The sequence below is a fragment of the Paenibacillus sp. Y412MC10 genome, assembly GCF_000024685.1.
Lineage (GTDB): Bacteria > Bacillota > Bacilli > Paenibacillales > Paenibacillaceae > Paenibacillus_AQ > Paenibacillus_AQ lautus_A.
This window is the reverse complement of sequence record NC_013406.1, coordinates 4,323,326-4,347,561: the sequence shown is the minus strand read 5'-3', so window position 1 is coordinate 4,347,561 and position 24,236 is coordinate 4,323,326. Positions and strand designations below refer to the sequence as shown.

At 49.9% G+C, this 24,236-nt stretch carries 23 protein-coding genes; 21 read left to right on the top strand and 2 right to left on the bottom strand.

All coding sequences use genetic code 11. From position 1 onward, the window contains the following. Window positions 1–55 precede the first annotated feature (55 nt). The 7 genes from GYMC10_RS18715 to GYMC10_RS18685 all read left to right on the top strand — a co-directional run bounded on the left by GYMC10_RS18715 (window position 56) and on the right by GYMC10_RS18685 (window position 8,272). Window positions 56–2,074 (top strand): hypothetical protein, encoded by a 2,019-nt coding sequence (locus GYMC10_RS18715; protein WP_187292998.1) that lies wholly within the window; start codon window positions 56–58, stop codon window positions 2,072–2,074. Between the two features lie 14 nt (window positions 2,075–2,088). Then, complete coding sequence (locus tag GYMC10_RS18710) at window positions 2,089–3,171, top strand: glycoside hydrolase family 172 protein (RefSeq protein WP_015735989.1); 1,083 nt, start codon at window positions 2,089–2,091, stop codon at window positions 3,169–3,171. A 98-nt stretch (window positions 3,172–3,269) separates the two neighbouring features. After that, window positions 3,270–4,283: a LacI family DNA-binding transcriptional regulator gene (locus tag GYMC10_RS18705; RefSeq protein ID WP_015735988.1), complete on the top strand. Its 1,014-nt coding sequence runs from the start codon at window positions 3,270–3,272 to the stop codon at window positions 4,281–4,283. Window positions 4,284–4,692: 409 nt separating this feature from the next. Beyond that, entirely contained in the window at window positions 4,693–5,649 is a 957-nt protein-coding gene (locus GYMC10_RS18700; RefSeq protein ID WP_041622220.1) for an acetamidase/formamidase family protein, read from the top strand. A 97-nt stretch (window positions 5,650–5,746) separates the two neighbouring features. Next, the gene (locus tag GYMC10_RS18695) at window positions 5,747–6,535 is read left to right on the top strand and encodes an alpha/beta fold hydrolase (protein WP_015735986.1); all 789 of its coding nucleotides are present in this window, start codon (window positions 5,747–5,749) and stop codon (window positions 6,533–6,535) included. Further along, the gene (locus GYMC10_RS18690) at window positions 6,523–7,569 is read left to right on the top strand and encodes an ATP synthase subunit B (RefSeq protein ID WP_015735985.1); all 1,047 of its coding nucleotides are present in this window, start codon (window positions 6,523–6,525) and stop codon (window positions 7,567–7,569) included. The genes GYMC10_RS18695 and GYMC10_RS18690 overlap by 13 nt, the downstream gene beginning before the upstream one ends. 229 nt (window positions 7,570–7,798) lie before the next feature. After that, window positions 7,799–8,272: a hypothetical protein gene (locus GYMC10_RS18685; RefSeq protein WP_015735984.1), complete on the top strand. Its 474-nt coding sequence runs from the start codon at window positions 7,799–7,801 to the stop codon at window positions 8,270–8,272. Between the two features lie 96 nt (window positions 8,273–8,368). Here the strand turns inward: GYMC10_RS18685 and GYMC10_RS18680 are convergent, their stop codons facing one another. After that, the gene (locus GYMC10_RS18680) at window positions 8,369–9,316 is read right to left on the bottom strand and encodes a DNA-3-methyladenine glycosylase family protein (protein WP_015735983.1); all 948 of its coding nucleotides are present in this window, start codon (window positions 9,314–9,316) and stop codon (window positions 8,369–8,371) included. A 189-nt stretch (window positions 9,317–9,505) separates the two neighbouring features. On the opposite strand from GYMC10_RS18680, the gene GYMC10_RS18675 reads away from it, so the two are divergent. From GYMC10_RS18675 to GYMC10_RS18625, 11 genes are all read left to right on the top strand, one after another. After that, window positions 9,506–10,099 carry a bifunctional transcriptional activator/DNA repair enzyme AdaA gene (locus GYMC10_RS18675; RefSeq protein ID WP_015735982.1) on the top strand — a complete coding sequence of 198 codons (594 nt, stop codon included), beginning with the start codon at window positions 9,506–9,508 and terminating at the stop codon, window positions 10,097–10,099. Continuing rightward, window positions 10,089–10,634 carry a methylated-DNA--[protein]-cysteine S-methyltransferase gene (locus tag GYMC10_RS18670; RefSeq protein ID WP_015735981.1) on the top strand — a complete coding sequence of 182 codons (546 nt, stop codon included), beginning with the start codon at window positions 10,089–10,091 and terminating at the stop codon, window positions 10,632–10,634. The genes GYMC10_RS18675 and GYMC10_RS18670 overlap by 11 nt, the downstream gene beginning before the upstream one ends. After that, window positions 10,627–11,340, top strand: coding sequence for a 2OG-Fe(II) oxygenase (locus GYMC10_RS18665; protein ID WP_015735980.1), 714 nt, complete (start codon window positions 10,627–10,629; stop codon window positions 11,338–11,340). The genes GYMC10_RS18670 and GYMC10_RS18665 overlap by 8 nt, the downstream gene beginning before the upstream one ends. An 84-nt stretch (window positions 11,341–11,424) precedes the next feature. Further along, window positions 11,425–12,243: an SPL family radical SAM protein gene (locus tag GYMC10_RS18660; protein WP_041622219.1), complete on the top strand. Its 819-nt coding sequence runs from the start codon at window positions 11,425–11,427 to the stop codon at window positions 12,241–12,243. 164 nt (window positions 12,244–12,407) lie between these two features. Then, entirely contained in the window at window positions 12,408–13,172 is a 765-nt protein-coding gene (locus GYMC10_RS18655) for an SDR family NAD(P)-dependent oxidoreductase (RefSeq protein WP_015735978.1), read from the top strand. 162 nt (window positions 13,173–13,334) lie between these two features. Continuing rightward, a complete protein-coding gene (locus tag GYMC10_RS18650; RefSeq protein WP_015735977.1) occupies window positions 13,335–13,931 on the top strand; it encodes an HAD-IA family hydrolase in 597 nt (198 codons plus the stop codon). Window positions 13,932–13,997: 66 nt separating this feature from the next. Continuing rightward, window positions 13,998–14,870, top strand: a complete 873-nt coding sequence (locus GYMC10_RS18645) for a hypothetical protein (RefSeq protein ID WP_015735976.1) — start codon at window positions 13,998–14,000, stop codon at window positions 14,868–14,870. 36 nt (window positions 14,871–14,906) lie between these two features. Continuing rightward, window positions 14,907–15,479: an AAA family ATPase gene (locus GYMC10_RS18640; RefSeq protein WP_015735975.1), complete on the top strand. Its 573-nt coding sequence runs from the start codon at window positions 14,907–14,909 to the stop codon at window positions 15,477–15,479. Window positions 15,480–15,503: 24 nt separating this feature from the next. Beyond that, the gene (locus tag GYMC10_RS18635; protein ID WP_015735974.1) at window positions 15,504–16,061 is read left to right on the top strand and encodes a hypothetical protein; all 558 of its coding nucleotides are present in this window, start codon (window positions 15,504–15,506) and stop codon (window positions 16,059–16,061) included. A gap of 29 nt (window positions 16,062–16,090) precedes the next feature. Further along, window positions 16,091–16,630: a hypothetical protein gene (locus GYMC10_RS18630; protein ID WP_015735973.1), complete on the top strand. Its 540-nt coding sequence runs from the start codon at window positions 16,091–16,093 to the stop codon at window positions 16,628–16,630. Window positions 16,631–16,926: 296 nt separating this feature from the next. Then, a complete protein-coding gene (locus GYMC10_RS18625; RefSeq protein ID WP_015735972.1) occupies window positions 16,927–18,390 on the top strand; it encodes a chitinase in 1,464 nt (487 codons plus the stop codon). 415 nt (window positions 18,391–18,805) lie between these two features. Here GYMC10_RS18625 and GYMC10_RS18620 read toward each other — a convergent pair whose 3' ends face one another. Continuing rightward, the gene (locus GYMC10_RS18620; protein WP_015735971.1) at window positions 18,806–21,202 is read right to left on the bottom strand and encodes an Ig-like domain-containing protein; all 2,397 of its coding nucleotides are present in this window, start codon (window positions 21,200–21,202) and stop codon (window positions 18,806–18,808) included. Between the two features lie 383 nt (window positions 21,203–21,585). Here GYMC10_RS18620 and GYMC10_RS18615 point away from each other — a divergent pair, with 383 nt between their 5' ends. The 3 genes from GYMC10_RS18615 to GYMC10_RS18605 all read left to right on the top strand — a co-directional run bounded on the left by GYMC10_RS18615 (window position 21,586) and on the right by GYMC10_RS18605 (window position 24,224). Continuing rightward, window positions 21,586–22,197: a YkoP family protein gene (locus tag GYMC10_RS18615; protein ID WP_187293032.1), complete on the top strand. Its 612-nt coding sequence runs from the start codon at window positions 21,586–21,588 to the stop codon at window positions 22,195–22,197. A gap of 78 nt (window positions 22,198–22,275) precedes the next feature. Beyond that, window positions 22,276–23,547: an alcohol acetyltransferase gene (locus GYMC10_RS18610; protein ID WP_015735969.1), complete on the top strand. Its 1,272-nt coding sequence runs from the start codon at window positions 22,276–22,278 to the stop codon at window positions 23,545–23,547. Then, a complete protein-coding gene (locus GYMC10_RS18605) occupies window positions 23,544–24,224 on the top strand; it encodes a DUF6320 domain-containing protein (RefSeq protein ID WP_015735968.1) in 681 nt (226 codons plus the stop codon). Before GYMC10_RS18610 ends, GYMC10_RS18605 begins: the two co-directional genes overlap by 4 nt. Window positions 24,225–24,236: the final 12 nt, after the last annotated feature.

Genomic DNA, 24,236 nt, shown 5'->3' with positions numbered 1-24,236 from the left:
CGACGTGTCGCTGGCGGGGGATTTCTTGCCGGAATACGAGCAGAATGGAGGACTTATGGCACAATTACCGGACGCTTATGTAAAGCGGTGGGATTATGACCAATTAGGGAGTGCAGCTCCCAAGCTGAGTCTTAAACAAATCGATAAAGGCACTTATCACTGCATAATGACATTTGAGCTGGATCAGGAGACACGACAGGATGATTGGCAGCTGCGCCTGGAGCCTGCGTTCCAGCCGTATTTTCACTGGGCTCCTCATATAACGCCGACTTCCCGGCATGTGATGGATAAGCACTGCTTTCGGTCGCCTGCCCTCATTGCTCATGACGGCACCAGACTGCTCATACTGATACCGGATCTGGATCTGATCGCGAAGGATGCGGACGCTCGTTGGTACTTGGGTCTGGATGCTCCGAACAACCAATTCGTCTTGGGAATGAGCCGGACCCGTGTGAGTGATCACGTGCTGTTTGAGAAGGTGGAGGGTGCTGCTTATTCGCCCGGAACGTTCTGCATCGGCTTCTACCTCATGACGTTGGAGGATGATCAAGCTGCATTGAACCCCTGGCGGCCAGTGCTGCAATTTTTATGGGAGCGATGGGGTCACTCCCGACTCCGTCAGGGCATCGATGACAGAGCTCCTCTCGAACACTATGTAAAACACGCGTACGACTGGGCTTTTCGCCATTGGAAAGACACGGTGTGGCAGGAATTCGAATGGAACGGACTGAAGGTCGGGGCTCCCGTATTCATTGCCGACGTGAGTCAAAGCCCGAATTATCCTGGCGTTCCGAACGAACGGGAAAGCCGATCGATCTGGAACCAAGCGTGGTTCAGCTCCCTTCGTTCGGCGCAAGGCATCTATCGTTACGGTAAGAAACAGGATGATCCGGAACTGGTTCGCAAGGCCAGGCTCATGAAAGAGCTGGCTCTTGCTGCTCCGCAGCGAAGCGGGTTCTTTCCCGCCGTTATTGCGACGGAGATGAAGCGGGTGATGGTGGAGGGACAGGAAGTTAACCGGTCCGGTAGTTGGGACCATGCCTTCTGGGGGAATTCCAATCGCAATCCGGCCGATCCTTGGGGTTCGATCGCGGAAGCGCCTTACCATGTGCTGGACATGAGCTGGACGGCGCTGCTCATGCTTCGCTGGCATGATGAAATCGAGCCGGATCCAAGGCTCATGGAATACGCCGTACGCTATGCGGATGCGCTTCTGGCTCTTCAGGACGAGAAAGGCTATTTTCCGGCCTGGCTTGACCAAGAGACGTTAGCGCCGCTGGATATTCTTCGAGAGTCTCCGGAGACTTCGCTCTCCGTCACGTTTTTGCTGAAGCTGCACGACATGCGGCCGGATCCCACATATCTGGAAACGGCAGTAAGGGCGCTGGAGGTTGTCGTCAACGAGATCGTGCCGTCCGGCAGATGGGAGGATTTCGAGACGTATTGGTCCTGCTGCTCCTATGGCCGCGAAGAGCTCCCCGGCTGCAAGGTGGTTAGGAATAACATGTTCAAGCAGTGCAATTTCTCCATGTTCTGGACGGCGGAGGCCTTATTTCAGATGTACAAGACGACCGGCGAGATGCGATATCTGACATTCGGCACACGTGTGCTGGATGAAATGCTGATGACGCAAGCCTCCTGGCAGCCTCCCTATCTGTATGTTGACGTATTGGGCGGATTCGGCGTCATGAACTGCGACGGGGAGTGGAATGATGCGAGGCAAAGCCTGTTTGCCGAGCTGATCCTTCAATATGGCGTGGAATTGGACCAGCCGGAATATATTGAACGCGGTGTTGCCGCATTGCAGGCCTCTTTTGCCATGATGTATTGCCCCGAGAATATAAAAACAAAACAGCAGTGGGAACGGGCGTATCCTTTCTTTAACGAGAAGGATTACGGCTTCATGATGGAGAATTACGGTCATGACGGCGATGTAGGTGAGGACGGGCGGGGCATGGGGACTTTCACCATTTTTGATTGGGGGAACGGCGCGGCCGCCGAAGCTTACCTGCGGATCAAGGCCCATCTGGGTCAGACGTTGAAAGACCGGTACGGATACGATATCACACATTAAAGGAGCGATTACGGATGATGAACTTTAACGGGCTCAACATGCATCTCGGAAACTTATCCAAGCTGTCTAATGCGCAGACGAGATCCATCAGCGCGGAGAATTTTACCGGCGAGAAAGGAAAAGGGGGCATGGCGACGGACGGCACGGGTGCAGCGGCTTCCAGGGATCTGGGCGCGGGCTGGAAAGTGTCTCCTTCCGTGGAGATTATGCCGGGAGAAACCTTTACTATGGGTGACATTCAAGGCCCTGGGGCCATTCAGCATATTTGGCTGACCTGTCATCCGTCGCTGTGGCGCAATATGATTATCCGCATGTATTGGGACGAAGAGCAGGACCCTTCGGTTGAGGTTCCGGTAGGTGATTTGTTCTGTAACGGGTGGGGTGAACGAAGCGATGTCAATTCGATTCCGGTTGCTGTCAATCCGGCCGGCGGCATGAACAGCTACTGGCAGATGCCTTTTCGCAAGCAAGCCCGATTGACGATGGAGAATCGCGCGCCGGAAAAGGCGGTCCTTTACTACCAAATCGACTATACCCTGACGGACATCCCCGAAGACGAGGCTTATTTCCATGCACAGTGGCGGAGAACGAATCCCGTTCCTTATAAGGACGTTTACACGATCCTGGATGGCGTGAAGGGACAGGGGCACTATGTAGGGACTTACCTAGCCTGGCAGGTGAACAACAGCGGCTGGTGGGGCGAAGGGGAGATCAAGTTTTATATGGACGGGGACCAGGATTACCCGACCATCTGCGGTACGGGAACGGAGGATTATTTCGGCGGAGCTTGGAACTGGGAACAGCCGATCGGTACGTACCGAACCTACTCGACGCCTTATCTGGGGATGCACCAAGTGCTGAAGCCGGACGGATTATATCGTAGCCAGCAGCGCTTCGGCATGTATCGATGGCATGTCATGGATCCGATCCGCTTCCAAAGCGATCTTCGCGTCACGATCCAGGATCTCGGCTGGAGGTCAGGAGGCAGATACCTGCCGCAGCAGAGCGATATTGCATCGACGGCCTTCTGGTATCAGGCGGAGCCCCATGCGCCATTCCCGGAACTTCCGGATAACGATGAGCGGGAGGTTATATAAGCAGGCGCTATTGCTTAGCTTCCGGTATGGTGATAGTGTGAAGCCATGGACCCTGTTGCATCTGCTTGTCGGTTTCATGGTCGTTAATGGAGGATAGGATGGACAAACATACAATTTATACCATTGCAGATCGGGTAGGCGTATCTCCTTCCACGGTGTCCAGAGCCTTGTCGGGGAGAGGTTACTGCAGTCCCAAGACGAAGAGCAAAATTCTGGCGGCTGCGCAAGAAATGAACTATGCGCCCGATCATGCAGCGAAGATGCTGAAAATGAGGCAAACCAATAAAATCATTTTTGCCGTTCCGGATATATGCAACCCTTTCTATTTCGATATGATCAACGGCATCAATCAGGTGCTGGAGGAGCATGATTACCTGATGATTCTGTTCTACACCAAGCACAGGCTCCAGGAGGAGATGAAGGCGATCCAGACGCTTCGGGAAAACGTCGCCGACGGCATGATCATGGTGTCTTTCGATTTTGGAGAAGAAAATATCGGGGCTATCAATGCGCTGCAGGCTCCGGTCGTGCTGACGAATAAATACGTGTCGCCGGATGGCAGCGACCGCTTCGATTACGTATATGTGGATACGTATGACGGAATCAAGCAAAGCACGGAGCATCTGATCAAGCAAGGCCTGCGCAGCATCGCCTATGTCGGCGGTAATCTCAGCGAGCAGACCGGCCATGAGCGGTTCTGCGGGTATCGGGATGCCATGCTGGAGGCAGGAATCCCCTTGATTCCTCGTTTTATCGCCGAATCCGACTATACGGAAAGCGGCGGTTACGCGATGGCGAAAGCGTGGCTGCAAGGGCCCGACCACCCGGAGGGCATCGTTGCCGCGAACGATCTAATGGCGATCGGCGTCATGAAAGCTTGCGAAGAAGCCGGATTAAAAATTCCCCATGACGTTGCCGTTGTGGGCATGGATAATCTGGACATTGCCTCCCGCGTATATCCCAAGTTGACGTCCGTTGCTTTGCAGCAGGAGGAAATCGGCCGCAAAGCGGCCCAGATCCTGATGGATCGCATAATGGGAATTCCGAGGGAGGAGCGGGCCGTGAAATTGATGCCGCAGATGGTCGTGCGCGATTCCAGCGTAAAGATATGAAGCGAGGATGGAGTATAATGGGATGTTTCCGAATGAACATGGACGTCATGATAAAGGCTCCATCATGAACTAGCATGCTTGCGTTGAATATGGTGTTGAACCGTTCCTAGCAGTACAACTGCCAAGAGAACGGTTCTTTTTTTTGTTGTAAGGAAATTATCTTTGGTGGGGAAGTCCCCAACCTTCGCGCTTGCGTGATCGGGTTGGGGACTTTGTTGTGGATCAAGGATTTTTAGGATCATAGCGAACTGAGAAGCGGAGGTGTTCGCTGTAAGGGTAATAATTATTACTCTTCAGGGTAAATTTTGATTGACTATTAAAGTAATTTAAAATACTCTATAAAGTAACAAGGAGGTTCGCATTGAAAAAGTCCAATCGAATCATGGTTGTTGTGAAGGGAGAGAAACGGATGTCAACAATCCATAGTCTTCAACCGGATATTCACACGCTTCACGGATTTTTTAGCAAGGAGCTGGAACCGGCCCTGTATATTCAGTCCGGGGATACCGTGGTGTATCGAACCTTGGATGCGGGATGGGGACTTGCGAAGCGCTCTGCTCCGGGAGCGCCGAGAACGAAGTTTACGGAGCGTGCGCCGGAGCGGGTGGAGAAGCAGTTCGGGCATGCCTTATTGGGTCCCGTGCATATCCAAGGGGCTCAACCGGGGCATACCTTGGAGGTTCAGATCAACGAGGTCGTTCCCGGGCCGTGGGGTTGGACCTCTGCCGGAGGGTTTCCAAGCTATTGGAACGAGAAGCTGGGCATGACCGATACCCAGGAAATGACATTGGACTTTGAATTGGATGCCAAAACAATGACTGGCAGGAGTCAGTTCGAAAATTTCAAGTATAGCGTCGGACTGAAGCCATTCATGGGGATTATGGGCATGCCGCCGGAGGAAGAAGGTCAGCATACGACTTTTGTGCCGCGCCCTTATGGAGGAAATCTCGATTGCAAAGAATTAACCGCCGGGAGCACCTTGTATCTGCCGATTCCGGTAGATGGCGGGCTGTTCTCAACAGGGGATGGACATGCGGCTCAAGGCGACGGCGAAGTTAGCGGTCCCGCTTTGGAATGTCCCATGGAGAAGGTGAGCCTAACCTTTCATGTCCGTGACGACATGCCCATTAAGATGCCCAGAGCAAAGACGAGTATCGGTTGGCTAACGATGGGATTCCACGAGGACCTGGACGAAGCGATGTGGATGGCCTTGAGCGGGATGCTGGATCTCATGACAGAGCTTTATTCCATTTCGAGAACGGAGGCGTACGCATACGCCACCTTGACGGTGGATCTGAGAGTAACCCAGATCGTGAATATCCTGAAGGGTGTGCATGCATTTTTGCCTTTTGGCGCGTTGAGGTGAAAGAATGCACCAAGTGTTGGCTCAGCGACTGAAAAGGGAGATATCCCGATGATTAAACTTCATATTTTAAATGTCGATTTTATAGGAGGGCTCATGCATGCAGTTATACGAAACGATGGTCAATAACCATGGGGTACATATTCATGTGACGGAGGTACATCGGGAACTTAGGAATGAACAAAGCTCACTGGTTATCATCCCGGGCCTTTCCGAGTCGGCCGAGGATTATATCGACATTATGGAAAAAATGGTAACGCTGTCGCCCAGGCATATCGTTGTCATTACGCTCCGAGGCCGTGGCCAAAGTGATTCTCCTGATTCGGGATACACGCTTGAGAATCATATCAGCGATCTGGATGCGGCCATTCACCATCTTGAACTGGAACAGTTCGTACTCATGGGGTACTCACGAGGGGTAGCCTATCAATTAGGTTATGCCATTCGGAACCCGAAACGCATTGAAGGTCTGATCATCGGAGACTATCCGGCGATACATACCCAGCTGCCAGCGGGATGGGAGGATTTCTTTGCAACGCTGCCGCCTTGGAGAGGGAAGAAGCTATTCGACCGGATGAAACCATCGGCCCTGCATGCCCTGCAGAAGGATTCCGCGAAGGTAGAATTTTGGAGCGACCTGTCCCGATTCACATGCCCTGTTCTCATTATACGTGGCGTAAAACCTAATCCCGGGTTATCATTAGAAGCAGTGGAACAATATAAGCTATCGCTGCCTCAGGCACGAATCGTGGAATTCGAGCAGCATGATCATAATATTTTCGAACCGGATGCGGACGAGTTTGTTCGCACCGCAGACTCTTTTCTGAGAGAGATTAAGAAGAAATCAATAAACTATCACAAAAAGGGTGTACGGACTTGGACAATCTGAAGCTGAATGTATCACTATTACGACAAAGGGTTCCGAACCTCACCAGCGCGGCCAAATCCGTTGGATTGCGGCCCGCCACGGTTTCCAATCTATGTACGGGAAAAATACCCGTAGGCCGGGCGGAAGTTCGCACCATTGCCGCGCTGGCAGCCTTGGCGAAATGCAGCCTTGACGAACTGATCCTGCGCGGGGAAAGCGTGGAGATGATCGAAACGGGCATTAAGCCTCTTGATCTATTCGCTCCTCTGGCAAAAGGCGGTACCGTCGGGCTGGTAGCTCGTCCCGGTATGGGGCAGCTGGTGCTGCTCGGGGAGTTGTTTCATCACTTCAAGCAGGAAGGGTATATGACGATTCTCCTGAAGCCGGAAGGGAACTACCCGGAGCTGCAGGATATGCTGAATGACGTAGAGCGGGTTGCTTCTTCAATAGAAGAAATCTATTCTATCGTATCGCATGCGAATACCGATAAAGAAATTGTGTTTGCCGCGGATCGGGAGCATGTCTTAACCGGCAAAATCTATGATCTTCAGGAACGTTTTCAACAGGAAGGCATGCAGCAGATCACGACTTTTCTTGTGGACCTCAAAGGTGCGGTTGTTGATGAAGACATGCCTTATGGGCCACTGGAGACGCTGTGGTATTTCGATGCCGATCTGGCGGCAAGACATCTGTTTCCTGCCGTGAACCCCTTATATTCCACCTCTTCCGTATTAGAAGGCGTTCATCTGGATCAGGCTCACTTAGCGGTCCAACAGCGGGCCCAGAAGCTGCTTCGCCGCTATCGGGAGCTGCGTTCGCTGGTTCAAGTACGAGGATTGGAGGCCATTCCGTCATCCGAAATGGAGGTTTATGAGCGGGGAGAACGGCTCGAAGCTTATCTAACGCAGCCTTTTTACGTTGCTGAAGCTTATACCGGACTGCCAGGCGAGCGTGTCCACTTGCAAGAGGCGCTGCATGACGTGCAAGCCATATTGAACGGCAGCATGGATCATCGAACGGTGGAGAGTTTATCCTGGATCGGGACAATAAAATAAGAAGTTAGTTGACCAAAGCTGAATTCCCTAAGTTTGTTCATCGGGAATATCGGCTTTTTTACATGATTTTGCATAATATAATCCGTACGTCCCATAGCTGATACGCAAAGGTCAGTATATAATATGTGCTAGTTTGTACCGTACAGATGGCAAGAAGTGTATTTAACAACTGAAACTCTGCTGACTCCGTACGGACACGAAACTATATATACATAAGGGAGAAATGGACATGAAAAGAAAAGGTTGGCTAATCGCATTTGCAGCGGCATTATTGTTAACGCTTATCGTAGTACCGGTTCAGCAGTCTTTTAGCGCAGAGGGCAATCCGACGGCAACGGCCATTACGCAGAGCGCCCTGAACAATCAGTTCCACTTGGATCACGTCGTGAAGATTTACGTGCCTTCCACCGTAAAGGGGGATATTCCCATCACGGATGCGGCTCACCAGAAGTTTGTCGATCAAGCGTTGACGAAGCTGTCCGGCTGGTTTGGCGGGGCAACGGCAATACCGGGCGAAGGGGCTTGGGTGGATAACAACAAAACCTTGATCAAGGAAAAAGTAACCATCGTGTACGCTTTTGCCGAGAAACTCGACAAGGATTCGCTCAATCAAGTGGTGGACTATGCGAAGAAGCTCAAGGATGATCTTTCGCAATCTGCCATTTCGCTTGAGGTTGACGGTAAACTGTATTTCATTGAATAGCAGTCTCCGATCCATGAAGTGATCATAGGGGAGGTCTCCCAGCTGTCTGTTGTATGGCAGAAGAGGGAGACGTCCTCTTTATTTTGTGTGGACTTGTTAGTAGAGAAACCTCCACAGATAAAAAGTGGCGTAGGATTCCCAGTTCGCCCATCCTGCGGACAGCTCCAGAATCTCCCTCTTCGTCGGCTTCGCCTCTAGGCCTAGCAGATGTTTGATGGCATTATGCAGTCCCACATCATCGATGGGAAAAGCCGCCGGCATTCGCAAACAGCGCATCAGCACATAATTGGCCGTCCACGGCCCGATGCCGCGGATGCCGACCAGTTGTTTCTCCGCTTTCTTTAAGCTGCCAGCTTCCAGCAGCAGTTCTTTCGTTAATTTTCCATCCGTCATAAGCCCAGCTACTCCGAGGAGATACTCGCATTTTTTCACGGTCATCCGAAGTCCACCAAGATCTTCAACACGCAGCGGCGCGATGTCCTCAGGCCTTGGAAACATCAAGTAAACCTCGCCTTCACACTCGAAACGTCTGCCGAAGGCCTCGACGAAACGCCTTTTTAGCGTATACGCGTAAGCCAGGTTAATCTGCTGTCCCAGAATGCCCCAGCATAAAGCCTCGAACAGATCCGGAATGCCCATGTTGCGAAGCCCGTAGAAGGACTGGACGGCTTGACTGAGCAGGGGATCGGTCTCGGCCATCGAATAGAACGGCACTAAATCGGTGTTTAGATCGAACCAGTCCCGGACATAAATGGCTACCTCCGCCCGCTTGCTTGGTTCGGTCGGGGTGGTATTCCCCAAAAATCGAACCAGAATCGCTTGCTCTTGATTCCTGGCGCTGACTTCGATCACGGCAACGTCATCTTCAAGCGCGATCGCCCGGTAGATGCTGTCGTTCCGAATCGTAAAGAGACATTCATTCGGCGATCTTTGCAAATAATTGAGGTTCTCCTGAAAGCTGAATTCCTTCGGCACGAATAGCTTTAGCGTATGGATATGATCCTCCCAGCTGTCTTCCTTGGGAAGCCGTTGTTGTTGTTCCATGGTATACGGCTTGTCGCCGCGATTGTGGTCCTGTTCATGCATGATCATCGTTTCCTTTCGTTCCTGATCTACTCTATACTAGTTGTACCATAAACGCGGACCTCATAATTTTGTTATCTTGCTCTTATATTCCAAAAAGCGTACAACCGGATCTTCCTGTGGTTATAATGTTAGCGGAGGTGAGGAAACGTGGCAAACCGGATACAACCGACCGAAGCCCAGTGGAAAGCCATTATCGACAATGACAAGGACAGTGACGGCCAATTTTTCTACGCGGTGCAGACGACGAAAATCTTCTGTAGGCCATCCTGCAAATCCAGGCCCCCGAAGTTTGAAAATGTGCGCGTGTTTCAATCGGCGGATGAAGCGAGGGCCGAGCGCTTCCGGCCATGCAAAAGGTGCAAGCCGACCGGCGAGCGCCTGCCGGACCACGAATGGATCGAACTCGTTGCCGAGTATATCGATGCGCACTATACGGATCATTTGACGCTGGATGTCTTGGCGGATGTAAGCCACGGCAGTCCGTACCATCTGCACCGGATTTTTAAGCGGGTCAAAGGGCAGACTCCGATGGAATACATTCAGGATTACCGGATCGGCAAGGCCAAAGAGCTTCTTGCGAATACCAGCCTGGCTATTTCGGATGTCGGCCATCAAGTGGGCATCGAGAACACGGCTTATTTTATCACGCTGTTTAAGAAGAAGACGGGGATGACCCCCCTAAGCTATCGAGGGCAATATATGAACAATACGAGTGCGGAGGTGCATAATCATGAAATCTAATCATTCAATCATTAGCTGGACACGATTGCGGCATGAGGACTGGAACATATATATCGCGGCCACGCCGCAAGGTTTATGCTACATCGGATCACCGGATAAACCGTTTAAAGAGCTGGAGGAATGGGTGAACGCGAAATTTCCTGGCTGTGAACTATTCCAGAATGATAAGGGCATGCAGCCATATGCCGCCGAGCTGGCGGACTATTTACAGGGGAAACGGGAACGGTTTGAGTTCGCAATGGATTACAAGGGTACCGATTTCCAGATGGCGGTATGGGATGCACTGTGCCAGATCCCGTATGGGCAAACCTTCACGTATTCTGACATTGCGCATCAGATCGGCAAGCCGGCGGCTATGCGTGCTGTTGGTGCGGCTATCGGGGCGAACCCGCTGCTTATCACCGTGCCTTGTCATCGGGTAATCGGCAAAAGCGGCGCATTGACGGGATATCGCGGGGGACTTGAAATGAAAACAAGATTGCTGCAATTGGAGCGAATGAACGTCTCCGTGAGGGAGACGAAGGAGTATGCCTAATCCTTTGCTGCAGCGCATAAAGAATCTGGATTGGCCTGCCGTACAGGCAGCTTTGGATGAACAGGGATATGCGGTCATTCCCAAGCTGCTCTTGCCCGAGGAATGCGCAGAGATCATAGGCACGTATACGGAAGAGCAGCGTTTTCGCAGCACGATCCAAATGGCCAGGCACCGGTTCGGACTGGGGGAGTACAAATATTATCAGGCGCCGCTTCCCGAAACGCTGCAGCAGCTTCGGGAAGGCTTGTATCCTGAACTTGCGCTGACGGCGAACCGCTGGTTGAACCGGCTAGGGCATGAAGAGAAGTATCCGGCAAGTCTGGATGAGTTTCTGGGGATGTGTCATGCTCAAGGTCAGGAGCGGTCAACGCCGCTGATTTTAAAATATGAACAAGGCGGATATAATTGCCTGCATCAGGATTTGTACGGGGATGAGTTCTTTCCGTTCCAAGCGGTCTTTGTCCTGAATGATAAGGAAGTCGATTACACGGGCGGGGAGTTTCTGCTGGTGGAGCAGCGGCCGCGGGCACAGAGCCGGGGACATGCGATCGCCTTGGATCAGGGAGCGGGACTGATCTTTCCGACCAACCATCGTCCGGTGCAGGGAACAAGGGGATATTACCGGACTACGCTCCGGCATGGCGTCAGCACGGTCACGTCGGGGACAAGATACAGCTTGGGAATTATTTTTCATGACGCGAAGTAAAGGAGCTGGGTGCGCATTCACTCATTCGTTATGAGAGGAGGGAAGTCGTATAATAGAAGAAAGTATAGGAATGAGGTGTCCCAGGTGAAACATGAAGTGCTTTATAAAACGCCGAAGACCCTGCTCAATAAAGGAACCGGCTTCCTGAATGGATACAGCCATACCTTGAATCCGTATACAGGCTGTACCTTCGCTTGCTCCTACTGCTACGTCCGGCAAATGCCGGTTTCGATATTCCGAAATCAGGAATGGGGGAGTTGGGTTGACGTTAAGCTCGAATCTGCTGCCATTCTGCGTAAAGAACTGAAGCGTGCCAAGTCCAAGGGGCCCGTCACGATCTTCATGTCATCCAGTACCGATCCCTATCAGCCGATTGAGGCCAAGGAAGAAGTGACCCGTGCCATGCTGGAGGCCATGGTAAGCGAGCCGCCGGATTTCCTGCTGGTGCAGACTCGCAGTCCGTTGGTCCGACGGGATATCGATTTGCTGCAGCAGTTAGGAGCGCGCGTGCGGGTAAGCATGACGGTCGAGACCGATCGAGAGGATATTCGCAAGCATTTTACGCCTTCCGCTCCGCCGATCCAAGCCAGATTGAAAACCCTTGAGCTGCTGAGAAACGCAGGAATACCGACGCAAGCAGCGGTTGCTCCCGTCCTTCCAAGCACGGAGGCATTTCCTCAGATCCTCAAACCGCTCGTCAATCGCGTGTGCATCGACGATTATTTCATGGGGGACGGCAGCGGAGGCAAACGTACGAAACGGCTGCCCGTTCAGGCGTTGTATGAGGAGCTTGGTATGGAAGAATGGTATGATCCCGCCGCCTATCAGGTGGTGTACGATCGATTCAGCAGGGCGTTTCCGGAAGAGCAGCTATTTGTCAGTCAGAAGGGTTTTGAACCTTAAACGGTAGATAGCTCGTCTAGCAGATGAGCGCTTGCTGTTTGGATGTTAAATGAAAGAGGCGAGGACCGGGAGGTAGCTTCCGGTCTTTTTATCATGCCCAGCAGTAGATGATTATGGTATGATAGGCGAAAATAACCAGTCAAACGTAGAGGAGCGAATGAACAATGAAGTTGAATTTGACGGATCAAATTGCGTTAATCACCGGTGCTGCGGGCCAATTGGGCCGGGTCATGGTCCGAACCTTGGCGGAATGCGGCGCCGATGTGGTTATCCATTATCGGGGAAGCTTAGCCAAGGCGGAAGAGCTTCAGCGCGAGGTGGAGTCGATGGGCAGACGCGCGTTCACGGTGCAAGCCGACGTGACGGATCAAGCATCCGTGAATGCCATGCGGGATGCAGTGCTTGAACACTTTGGCATGCTGCCTCATATCATCGTTGCGAATGCCGTGGAATCCTATCAATGGACGTCTGTCTTGGAGCAAGCGCCGGAAGATTACGAGAGCCAGTTCCAATCCTGCGTCATGCAAAGCGTCTACTTGGCAAAAGCCTTCGTGCCTGCCATGATCGAGCGAAAGAGCGGCCGCTTCATCGGCATCAATACCGAATGTTCGATCCAGAACTTCCCGAGTCAATCCGCCTACGTAGCAGGCAAGCGCGGCATGGACGGCGTATACCGCGTACTCGCGAAAGAAATCGGCGAGCATGGGATCACCGTCAATCAAGTCGCGCCCGGCTGGACGATCAGCGACCGCGATCGGGAGAACGGTACCGAGCATAGCGCCTCCTACGAAGCCTCCGTGCCGCTGAATCGCCGCGGAACGGACCAGGAGATTGCCAATGCCGTGGCATTCCTGGCTTCGGATTTGTCATCATTTATTACAGGGGCTTATATTCCGGTATGTGGCGGCAATGTGATGGTGGGGATTTAGCGGTTCGACACATGGTTTGTGAGTGGGAAACGTCCACGAAATTCGGATTCGCATTGCGATTAAGGGAAGGCGAAGTTCGTGGAGGTGTTAAGCGGACGGTCCCTCGTAAACACGAATACATATATCTCAGGAATTCAGTAAGATATAAAAGGAGACGAGACAATGACGGCAAAACCACAACTGGTATTGGATTTAGCTGGCGTATTGGTGAGTAATTTTTCATCTGCTTTTTGGCTTACATTAGCGGAGGGCTCCGAAATCTCGTTTCAAGATATCAGGGTACAATTTGATGAGGTTCGTAGAGACTTATGGACAGGAAAGATGAAGGAAGATGAGTTTTGGGGATGGATGAGCCTGCGAATAAATCAGATCAACAAAGAGGAAGCCAGGGAGTTAATAACTCAATCGTTGCAACCGCTTCCTGGATTAAATCACTTGGCGCAATGGAGCGAAATCGCGGATATCCATGTACTAAGCAATCATTGCAAGGAATGGCTGGAGCCGATATTAGAAAAAGTAGAACCTTATGCTAGGAGCATTACCATTTCGAATCAAGTCGGTTTGAGGAAACCTGATCTGCAAATTTATAAACATGTTGTGAAACAATTCGAACGTTCAGAACTGACGGTTGTTTATGTTGATGATCAGGAAAAGAACCTGAAACCGGCTATCGACCTTGGATGGAAAACCTTGCTGGCCGATCAAGAGCATAAATGGATAGAACAAGTGGGACCTATGTTGGTGACAAACGTCTTGTAAGACAGGCGAGAACCACTAGAAAAAATGTTATCGGAAATGTAGTCAATGAAAAGTGAGGAATTCTAAATGTTTGGACGAGGGAATCAAAAGTACCCTATACCCGCAACGCTGCTCAAGTTGAAAGAAATGAATGAGCAAATCGTACATGATCTCGAGGTGGAACTGGACGATATTCTGGAAATCTATATGGATTATGATCTTAACAATCAAGACGCCGAATTTGCATACAGCGGCCATCCGTTGGATGTAATTCCATTTGCCTTTACCGCTTTTGGAGGCGAGCATTTCGGATTTTTGACCGATTTTGGATCGGTGACTGATCTCGAGGATGCCCCTGTCGTGTTTGTCCAAGCTTTACCATCAGAGGAGTTTCATGTCACTCTAATTGCGAGAAACATAAGGGATTACCTGGGTTTATTTTTAACCTATAGATGTATGATAAATATGTTTTCCACGGTTAATGAACCAAGTCAAGAACCGAGTGCTGTTGAAACGCACCCTCATTTATCAGCCGTAGAAGCCAAACTTATTCATGAGTTGGGAATCCAAAAGATAGAACCGGTTTCTTACCGTCAGAACATGCTGAGGGAGCGTTCCAAAGAAGTTGTGCAAACCATAAACGGAATCGGCGTAAAACGAATGACTGCGGGTGAGTTAGGACCAACCTTTAATGTAGAGGAATATGATAAATATGATGTATTGAACAATAAAGTGCGGGAGTTTTTTCAAGAAGCTTGCTTAGAGAATAAACTGGCTTGCATAGCAGATCTTCAAGAAGCGGGCATCTTGTTGACTCACACGTACGACCTAAATGAGTTTTTAATAAATGAACTTAGAGCGATGGGCTGCATTTATGAGTCGAGAATACTTGAATTAACAACGAAGTCTTACGATTTTTTGATGAGTAGCACACTTCATGAAATCATTCCAGAGATTTGAACGAAGCATCAAGCATGCAGGGAGGACGCCATGTAAATGATCATATTAATCAGCGGAAACAGCTGCACCGGAAAGACATATATGGCTCAACAATTACTTGAAAAGTATCACGTGCCTTATCTGTCCATCGATCATTTGAAAATGGGCTTGTACAGAGCCGACATGAACTGCGGTTTCACGCCGGTGGATTCAACCGAGCATATCGGTGCACAATTATGGCCGATCATCAAAGGGATCATCATGACAAACATCGAAAACAAGCAAAATCTAATCATCGAAGGCTGTTACATACTGCCTCATCATCTGCAAGATTTTGAGCCGCCCTATTCGCAACACATCATTTCCGCGTTCTTAGGATTCTCCACCTCGTACATCCGGCAGAATTTCCAATCCAACATCGTTCAACACCGCAATGCTATCGAAGCGCGAATGTATCCTGAAGAGAGAACTGTTGCCGAGTATACTCATGAGCATGATGTATTCCGTGAAGAGTGTGCGTCATCGAATGTCCCTTATTTTGAAATTCGAGAGAACTATGAAGAAGAAATCGCAAATGTATATGCCTACATAGATCGTGAGAAGAAGAAACTCGAGTATGAACAGCGGTAAGCAAAGTTCTCAAAGGAGGTTAAGATGCGATTATCTAACAAAAAAATAGCTATGATCTCCATTGTGGTTATTACAATCGGCATTTCGGCTTTCTTTGTTGGGTCATTGACGAAGGGTACCGTTTATAATCAAATCGATAAAGCTCTACATGAGCTGGAACCTGACTTCAGTAAGATATTGCATGTACATATGGATCGACATCGAGCCCTCGTGTTTTTCACCACGATTCGCAGTGAATTAGGTGTTGCAACATTAAGAGAAACCTCCAGAGGTTTTAAAATAAATGCGTATCTTGGAAAAGACCAGCTGGATATTGAGAATCAATTAAGCTGGTACGGAAAAGAATCACAGTCGGAAAATGTTCATTTGTTGTATGGAATCGTTAATAATCCGAAGATTAGTCAAATTGTTCTGTTGAGTGAACAACATCAAGCTGCCACCATAATAAAGGATACGTCATTTACCATGTGGTATGCAGTTATGGACGACGGCTTGAACTCACCGATCACCATACGAGGGTTCGACGAAGAGGGCGAGAAAATTTATGAAACGGGAGACCCTGAGTTTTGGAACAAACCATAACATAGGTTGACGAAGAAAGGACAGTCGCCATGGATTTATATCTATATCATTATTATGATGCGGCAACAGGACCCTTTCAAAATCTATCCTCGTTATCCATCGAAGAAGCGTTGCAGGTACAGAGGAGACTCAAACAAAACAAAAATTGGTTTGCGAGTCAACGTGCGGATGATTATATGACCATCCGTCGCGATCTGGAAGCACGGGCGAGAGCTCTATTCACGGCCAAAGGCGGCAAACCAACAAAAGAATATCCGCATTACATGACGCTTGGATCTTGCGAATGGATTAAGGAATGGTATCCGAATGGAAAAGAAATCAGGATTCTGCTGGATGATATGCAACCCGAAATGATGAGTTTCACTTATGGCGACTTATTTCCGACCATGCGGTATCAAGACGACAAGCCTTATAGAGGAAAGGTATATGTAAAAAACGAAATCCTTCAACTTGTAGACGAGTTTGGCTGGCCGCAAGATTGGAACAAAGACGGACATCATGGACCCGAGCGGTATATTGAAGTGCAGGTTTGGGACGATCGGGCACTCGGTCCTTTTATGAAATCCTAGATTGGATGAAATTGTTAAAATGAAATGTTCTGACCACAATTCGATTAAAACTCGACTTGTGGTTTTTCTTTTCACCAAATTGATCCTTTTGAGCTATTGATAATGATTAACATATAAAGTAAATTTTTTACATATTCATCAACTTACGACATACGTAAAAGAATCAAAATTGAGTATGAACAATGCATCCACATGGTTTTGAAAAATAACAAGATCTTTTTCATCAAGGAGGTGATGCCGGCTTACATCAAGATAGGCTAACGTTTAATTATCAATGATTGAGGAGGGATTAATGGATGAAAAGGGATTTATCCAGATTGCTGGACAAATCGAGAGTGATGTTATTTCCTTTCATGGTCGTCATGTCTATGATTATGAACTTTTTTCCCCTTGAAGTTTCTGCAGCAGAACGGGGCGCTTGGGCACCCCATGTATCTTATGTCGTTAACGACAACGTGACGTACGACGGGAAGGCGTATAAAGCGATTCAATCGCATACCTCATTACCGGGATGGGAACCACCCAATGTTCCTGCATTGTGGCAGTTTGTTCAAGGTGGTGGAGGTAATGATACAGTAGCTCCGACAACTCCTACGAATGTAATTGTAAGCGCAATCACCTCTTCAACCGTTACTTTATCCTGGCAAGCATCTACGGACAATGTAGGTGTGGCAGGATATGATGTATACCGAGGAACATCCCTCGCCATCTCTGTTACAGGAACGACAGCGACAATAACGGGTCTCTCACCGAACACGACGTATTCTTTTAAGGTCATTGCAAAGGATGCTGCCGGGAATCTTTCTCCTGCCAGTGCGATCGTCAATGCAACCACTTCAGAAGGAACGGGTGGAGGTCCCCAGCCGACGAAGCATATATTGACAGGGTACTGGCAGAACTTTGTCAATGGCGCCAGCAAATTGAAAGTAAGAGATATACCGGATCAGTACGACATCATTGTTTTAGCGTTTGCCGAGATGGATCCTGCTAACCCTGGTGGTGTCACTTTCAACGTTGATTCCGCACTATCCGCAGCTCTTGGCGGGTACACCAGTGCCGAACTAATCGCGGATATTCAGGCTAAACGCGCTCAAGGTAAGAAGGTCATCATATCCATTGGAGGGGAATTAGGGAACATCAATTTGAATAATCCTTCCCCGAATGTAGCGAACTTTGTGAACAGCATGTACGGAATCATGACTCAATATGGGCTTGATGGGTTAGACATTGATCTGGAGCATGGCATGAATGTACCTAATTTAACCAATGCGATCCGCCAACTGAAACAAAAAGTAGGGAATGATTTTGTTCTGACGATGGCTCCCCAAACGATAGACATGCAGAATCCAAACACTTCTTACATGCAGCTATATAACAATCTGAAGGATATGACAACCGTAATTAACGTCCAGTATTATAATTCTGGATGCATGTTAGGACGTGACGGGAAATGCTATTCCCAAGGCACGGTTGATTTCCTGACGGCTCTTTCGGACTTAACGCTGCAGTGGGTATCACCTTCCCAATTGGGAATAGGAGTACCTGCTACCTCTTCAGCTGCCGGAGGTGGATATGTTTCTCCAACGGTCGTAAATAATGCCCTCAATTGTCTAGCAACCGGAAACAGCTGTGGTAGTTATAAGCCCGCTGCTAAATATCCCGATATACGAGGAGCGATGACTTGGTCCATTAACTGGGACGCGACCACGAATTACGCGCTTGCCAAAACGGTGAGACCATTCCTAAACACCCTTCCTTAACACGCATGATATTTGTACAACTTAAGTAGATTGTATTATGTATATAAAATAAGGAACCTCTCCTAGATGAGTGGTGGTCTCAAACCATCAAGATCACAGAGAGGTTTCTGTATGGATATCTAGCCTCAACGGAGCAGGCGGAATCATGCTGGAGAAGCAGAGAGGTCCCCTTTGTCCCCGGATTTCAACCATATAATAGGATCATAAGAAATCTGGGGGCAACAGGGATCGGAAGCATGATCCGCATGCGTAGTGCTGCATTGCCTAGTAAAGAAATGAAGCGACCGTTACCCAGCAATATTTGAGGGAGAACGGTCATTCTTTGATGCAGACAGTGCAATAACAGCAATGCGCCCCGGCCTAAAGCCAGGGCGCATCTTCTATCTGAATATAGCTTTGAAATACAAACTGAGTTTCACGGCTCCCATATCACCGTTGGATACGGGAGTTGGTCATAAGCACTTGCCCAGTAGTAGGAGTCCGCCATGATTCGCCTCGGCAGGAAGCCGATCTCGCCGCGGGATACGGAGACGAGTTCGGACTGCGATTGGAATATGCCTTCCGCACTCGTCGCGGCCGTAACGTATTTGCCTGCCATATGGGTGAATCGTCCGCTGATCTTGGCCGCAACAGGCATTCTTGTCTCCATATCGACCATCTTAAAAGTGACTTTGGCGATGCCGGCGGTGTAAGTGATGTTCATCTGGTCGATCACCATCGGTTTCATCGCAGACGGCATCGTCGTTGCGGATGCAGCCAAACTGGGAGCTCCTTCATTGCCGCTGATATCGACTGCAGTGATTTTGTAATAATAGGTGGTGTCCGGCAGCAGCCCTGTATCTTTATAAGAAAGTCCTTTCGAGGTTCCGGCGTAAGTAGCGGGTCCAATCTCAAAGCCGGCTTCGGTTCCCCGATAGATCCGATATGCATTTACGGCACTGTTATCCATAGCCATATCGTAGGTTATATTGATCCGTTGATAATCAAATGCGATAGCTGCCGCTCCGCTGACCGCGCTTGGCGGTTCATGGTCGGCAGGAGGCTGCCAGGTATAGCCGCCAGGTCCCCATTCGCTTGGAAAATCCAAGATCGAGGAGTAATGGTGGAGGGCAATGCCTCCAAACGCCGGATCATTCTGTACAGCGTTGTACACCTTGTTTAACTCCGACTCCATATAAATTCGTCCTTCTTCATGGAAGCTGATGGTTTCGGGGTCCCCGCCGTCCGCGATGTCTTTGGTCTCGACACCGATTACAACCGATTTCGGCTTGCCGATCAGATTGGCGTAGGCCAGCTCATTCAGCGCTTGCGCAATAATGCCTGCACTGCCATCCGCTTGATCGCGGTAATTCATGATCGAGATGTAATCGGCAGTATCCTGAATGTGTTCAGACAGCCATTTGGTTTGCCCGGTCCACGGGATATTGCTCGCATCGGCCGAAGTGTCATACCATCTCGGGATCGCTGCGCCAACCGACAAGGTGAGTCCCGATGCTTGTTTGCGTTCCATGAGCAGCTGCAGCATATCCAGATACTGAATCTGGACGGAGGGCTTTGCGGTTTTGAAGTCCGCCAGGATATACGGCTCCGTATCCACGTTCACGCCGTCGAAGCGAGCGGAATCGCCGGAAGCCAGGTTGTAATTCAGGATTTGCTCAAACTCCCGCACGGCGTGAGTATGATATCGGCTGTAGGCTCCGAAGTAAGGCGGCACGGTCCCCCCGGCGATTAAGGCTTGAACATAAAAACCCTCGGCGTGAGCCCACTCGACGAACTGTTGGACTTCGCTCCGGTAATCCTCCAACATTTTTGCTCCATTATATTGCCCCACAGCCAAATAGAGCGTCGTGATGGGACGTTGATGAAAAGTCGTAACATCCTTCGCCATGGAAGAGAGAACGGCTCGGGAATTCGGATTCAGAACCAGGGGATAGGAGGCATTTTCCCAGATCCAGATCGCACGATCCTGATCCGGCAGCGGTTCCGGGTCATACGTGCTGCTGGTCACCGTCTCAGGATTCGTCGCCGAGGGATTGTCAACATCACCCATTACATTAGCGAGATGTGGGTTGATATGATCATCCGCCATATAAACGGTATTCGTAACCGCTGCGAAATCCTGATTTTGTTGAGCCAATGTCTGTCCCCCGGTTCTTGCATAGACCGTCAGACTATAACCTGTATTGCCGCGTGTATCGGTTGCCCTTGCCTCCAGACTGTGAACCTGGCGAGGGGATTGTCGTAAATCCAATGTATATGGATATCCGTTCTTGGCAGGGGAAACCTGCAGCCAGTCGCCGCCGTCGATGCGGAGCTCAACCAGCGCTATCGGATTCTTCCCTTCTGCGGATATGTTGATTTTCATTTTGTTGCGCTGCAGCGTAGACTCGGAAGGACTGGTAATCTCCACTTCCGGTGTATCAGCTTCAGGATTATCGGTGATCAAGTGAATCCAAGGAGACCAGATGCCATAACGCGTTATCGCGTCATTGCCTTTCAGGACCATTTCGACGGGGCCGTCAAGTCGGCTTGTGTCGAGTTTATAGGACCAGTTCCCGCTGTCATCGCCGTTTGGATCCTCCATCTGAACATCCGTTACGAACTCGCCGTTCACGATGAGTTGAAGCTCATACACCCCGGAATAGGTTCCGAATAACTCCGTTACGCCCGGCTGCAGTGCTTGCCCGTCCTGATGGGAGTCAATCGTAATGAACGTTGCCGCTTTAACCTGCGGTAATGGAACGCAGAGTGTAGTAAACAGAACGGCCGCCAGAAACAAAAGCCCGCACCTTCGTAAATGTGAAAGCATCATCTTAGCCACATCCTTGTCAGTTTTGATGTAAACCAAATGGACTCAACGGCAGCTATCATGATCTGAAGAGCCTAAAAATACTATGCTGCGCAAAATTAAAGCGCTTACTTTTTAATATTACGAAAATAATCGATTAGAACCGATGCCTGGCATGTGTCAGGTTATTTTTGTTGTGCTCGAATGAGTGTTCATTCAATCGACACGTGCAGTTTGAAACGGGCCTCCGCCCTGAGACCGAGTAAAACTCTATACCTGAGGCGGTGTGAACCTGCGCAGATCTCCATTAAGATGTGAGTAACGATTTTTTCCTGACTAATGATGGAATGTAATATTCATCAAAAAATGGGGTGTTGAATCTGCTGCAAAAATCACTTAAAACCATCATGCAGAGCACATGGATGATATGGGAACGTTTCTTCAGCTTTATTTCCAGATTCCGCAGCTCGCATATCTCGCGCTTTGGCATATGCACGGTCATGATCAAGAAGCATCGGGGGGAGCGCATCGTCTGCGAGGATTCCACGGTCATTCAGGATGGGGATCTGGTAGGCGAGCTTCATTTGGATAATGAGACGATTCTGAAGCTCATTCGAGCAGAAGGGCCCGACCGCGCGGCCCTGAAGATTGCGAGACTTGGAAGAAAATCCATGCAGCAGATTAGCCGGGCTTATGAAAGCCAGTCCGAGTTCAGCGAGGTTAACGCATTGGTCGGGATTACGCTGCTTCACCGGGGATTAACGCATGGGCTTGGTTTTGAGCATCAAGCAATGAAACCGGATCTGTTTCAGAAGCTGACCACTTCCTATCTGCGCATGCTGTTGTCCGTGATGCACCCGGAGGGTAAGAGCCGCATCGATCGAAGAACCGAATTGCTCGTACCGATGAAGTTGATACATACCCGATCCTCTTTAAGGAAGCGATTTTCGATGGGAGATCGGAGACAGCCACATGAAGAGGGGAGCGCGATCTTCGCATCGGCTGCGATCGAAGGTTGAGTATAAGGGCGATGTATCCATATAGTAGACCGGTATGCTGTTTAAACGGGAGAACATGTAGAAACGGGGAGAACGTACATGGAAGAATGGTATAAACTTGACCACGCGGGAAAGCTGTTCCCCGCGGTTGCGGGGAGGGAGAATTCATCCACCTACCGGCTGTCGATGATGCTGACAAGCCGGGTGAAACCATCGGTTTTGCAAGAGGCGCTCGATAGCGTAATTAAGAGATTTCCACTATTGAATGTTGAGCTAAGAAATGGACTGTTCTGGAAATTTCTGCGGGAGAAGGAGACACGCTTGATGGTGGAGCCGGAATCCGCCTATCCCTGTGCCCCCGTCACTCTTTCGCATGAGAACGGAAGCTTGGTGAGGGTTCTGTATTACGGCTGTAAGATCAGCGTGGAAATTTTTCATGCTTTAACGGACGGGGGAGGGGCATTGGAGTTCCTCAAAACCTTGGTATTCCAGTATTTATTTCTGCTCGGCGAGGACGTGGAGGACAAGGAAGGCCTGATTCTGCCGCCCGCTTCATTTGCCCGTTATGCTGAAGCTCAAGATAGCTTTCAAGCGCATTATACTTCGGCCACTCCCGATGCCAGGATGCCGGATGCACTTCAGATTCCGGGCACCCGTTTCTCGCCTTATGGACACAACGTCATACACGGGATGGTTCATGCATCGCGGCTGAATGCGGCAGCCAAGCAGAAGGGAGTAACCCTTACCGCTTACCTGACGGCAATTTTGATTATGGCGGTTTACGATACCACACTGCCCTTCAATAACGATAACCGGCCGATTGTGATCAGCATGCCGGTAAACCTGCGAAAAATCTTTCCTTCCAGCAGCCTCCGCAACTTTTTTGCGGTCATCAACATTGGCGTGCAACTAAAGGAAGGCATGACATTCGAGCAGGTGCTTGAAATCGTTCATGCACAGATGAAAGAGAAAACGACCAAGTCTTATTTAAGCCAAGCGATGGCCGGGAGCATGAAGTACGAAAAAAACCTGTTTTCCCGCTTCACGCCGCTGAAATTAAAGGATCTGGCAATCCGTTACGGCTTTGACCATTTCGGGGAAGAAGCCAAAACGCTTACGCTTACCAACCTAGGCCGAGTCGACATTCCAGCGAGCATGGCATCCCATATCGAGGCGATGGAAACCACGATGTATCCCACAGCCAAAAGTCCCATGAACTGTGCCGTCAGCTCGATCAACGATCAGCTCACCATCACGTTTGCCCGAAATATCGTCGAAAGCGATGTGATCATGCGCTTTTTTCGCCAGCTTGCCAGCCTGACCGAATTGGACATTACGATTGTCAGCAATGATTGGGGGATGGGCGCATGAGATGCGAAAGCTGTGGCGTATCCGTAGATCCGGCGCATCAAGCGTGTCCCTTATGCCGAAGGAATGTGCAAGGTAAAGATGAGAATCACCTCGTAAGAAATTCATGGTATCCCGTCTACGAGTCTGCCGAGGAGCAGCATGCGAGCAGCAGTCTTGTGTCCAAGTGGCTTACCTTTCTTGCGGTATCCGTCATGGGGTTATCCGTCCTGATTAACCTACTTGGGAATCGCGAGGTATGGTGGAGTTTAACCCTCATGCCCTGCGTGCTGTATGCGTGGTTGTCCATCAGGCATACCCTGATGTCCGGGTCGCATCTCGGCGGCAAAATTATCGTTCAGCTGCTCGGACTGTCCGGCATGCTGCTGTGGATCAACGTGGCGTCGGGAACGTCTTACTGGTCGACCGGTTATGTCATTCCATTCCTGATGATGGCGGCAACCTTGCTCATTACCGTTATATGCTGTTCGCGAAAAATGGGCTGGCGGGAGTTCGCAGGTTACTTATTAACACTGATCCTTCTTGGTATCGTTCCCTTATTGCTGTATGCCGTTGGCATGTCGCACGTATTATGGACAGCCGTTGCTGCGGCGGTGTACGCCTTGCTGACATTCGGCGGGATGTGCCTGATTGCAGACAAGGGATTCCGCAAGGAAATGAAGCGCAGACTACATTTTTGACAGGAGGTAATC

Coding starts and splice junctions, on each gene's coding strand:
- GYMC10_RS18700 (WP_041622220.1), top strand. CDS start 4,693: ATGTCAACAATCCATAGTCTTCAACCGGATATTCACACGCTTCACGGA.
- GYMC10_RS18665 (WP_015735980.1), top strand. CDS start 10,627: ATGCCTAATCCTTTGCTGCAGCGCATAAAGAATCTGGATTGGCCTGCC.
- GYMC10_RS18645 (WP_015735976.1), top strand. CDS start 13,998: ATGTTTGGACGAGGGAATCAAAAGTACCCTATACCCGCAACGCTGCTC.
- GYMC10_RS18655 (WP_015735978.1), top strand. CDS start 12,408: ATGAAGTTGAATTTGACGGATCAAATTGCGTTAATCACCGGTGCTGCG.
- GYMC10_RS18705 (WP_015735988.1), top strand. CDS start 3,270: ATGGACAAACATACAATTTATACCATTGCAGATCGGGTAGGCGTATCT.
- GYMC10_RS18630 (WP_015735973.1), top strand. CDS start 16,091: ATGGATTTATATCTATATCATTATTATGATGCGGCAACAGGACCCTTT.
- GYMC10_RS18650 (WP_015735977.1), top strand. CDS start 13,335: ATGACGGCAAAACCACAACTGGTATTGGATTTAGCTGGCGTATTGGTG.
- GYMC10_RS18680 (WP_015735983.1), bottom strand. CDS start 9,316: ATGGAACAACAACAACGGCTTCCCAAGGAAGACAGCTGGGAGGATCAT.
- GYMC10_RS18685 (WP_015735984.1), top strand. CDS start 7,799: ATGAAAAGAAAAGGTTGGCTAATCGCATTTGCAGCGGCATTATTGTTA.
- GYMC10_RS18640 (WP_015735975.1), top strand. CDS start 14,907: ATGATCATATTAATCAGCGGAAACAGCTGCACCGGAAAGACATATATG.
- GYMC10_RS18710 (WP_015735989.1), top strand. CDS start 2,089: ATGATGAACTTTAACGGGCTCAACATGCATCTCGGAAACTTATCCAAG.
- GYMC10_RS18615 (WP_187293032.1), top strand. CDS start 21,586: ATGCAGAGCACATGGATGATATGGGAACGTTTCTTCAGCTTTATTTCC.
- GYMC10_RS18695 (WP_015735986.1), top strand. CDS start 5,747: ATGCAGTTATACGAAACGATGGTCAATAACCATGGGGTACATATTCAT.
- GYMC10_RS18635 (WP_015735974.1), top strand. CDS start 15,504: ATGCGATTATCTAACAAAAAAATAGCTATGATCTCCATTGTGGTTATT.
- GYMC10_RS18625 (WP_015735972.1), top strand. CDS start 16,927: ATGAAAAGGGATTTATCCAGATTGCTGGACAAATCGAGAGTGATGTTA.
- GYMC10_RS18715 (WP_187292998.1), top strand. CDS start 56: ATGGCACAATTACCGGACGCTTATGTAAAGCGGTGGGATTATGACCAA.
- GYMC10_RS18610 (WP_015735969.1), top strand. CDS start 22,276: ATGGAAGAATGGTATAAACTTGACCACGCGGGAAAGCTGTTCCCCGCG.
- GYMC10_RS18620 (WP_015735971.1), bottom strand. CDS start 21,202: ATGATGCTTTCACATTTACGAAGGTGCGGGCTTTTGTTTCTGGCGGCC.
- GYMC10_RS18605 (WP_015735968.1), top strand. CDS start 23,544: ATGAGATGCGAAAGCTGTGGCGTATCCGTAGATCCGGCGCATCAAGCG.
- GYMC10_RS18670 (WP_015735981.1), top strand. CDS start 10,089: ATGAAATCTAATCATTCAATCATTAGCTGGACACGATTGCGGCATGAG.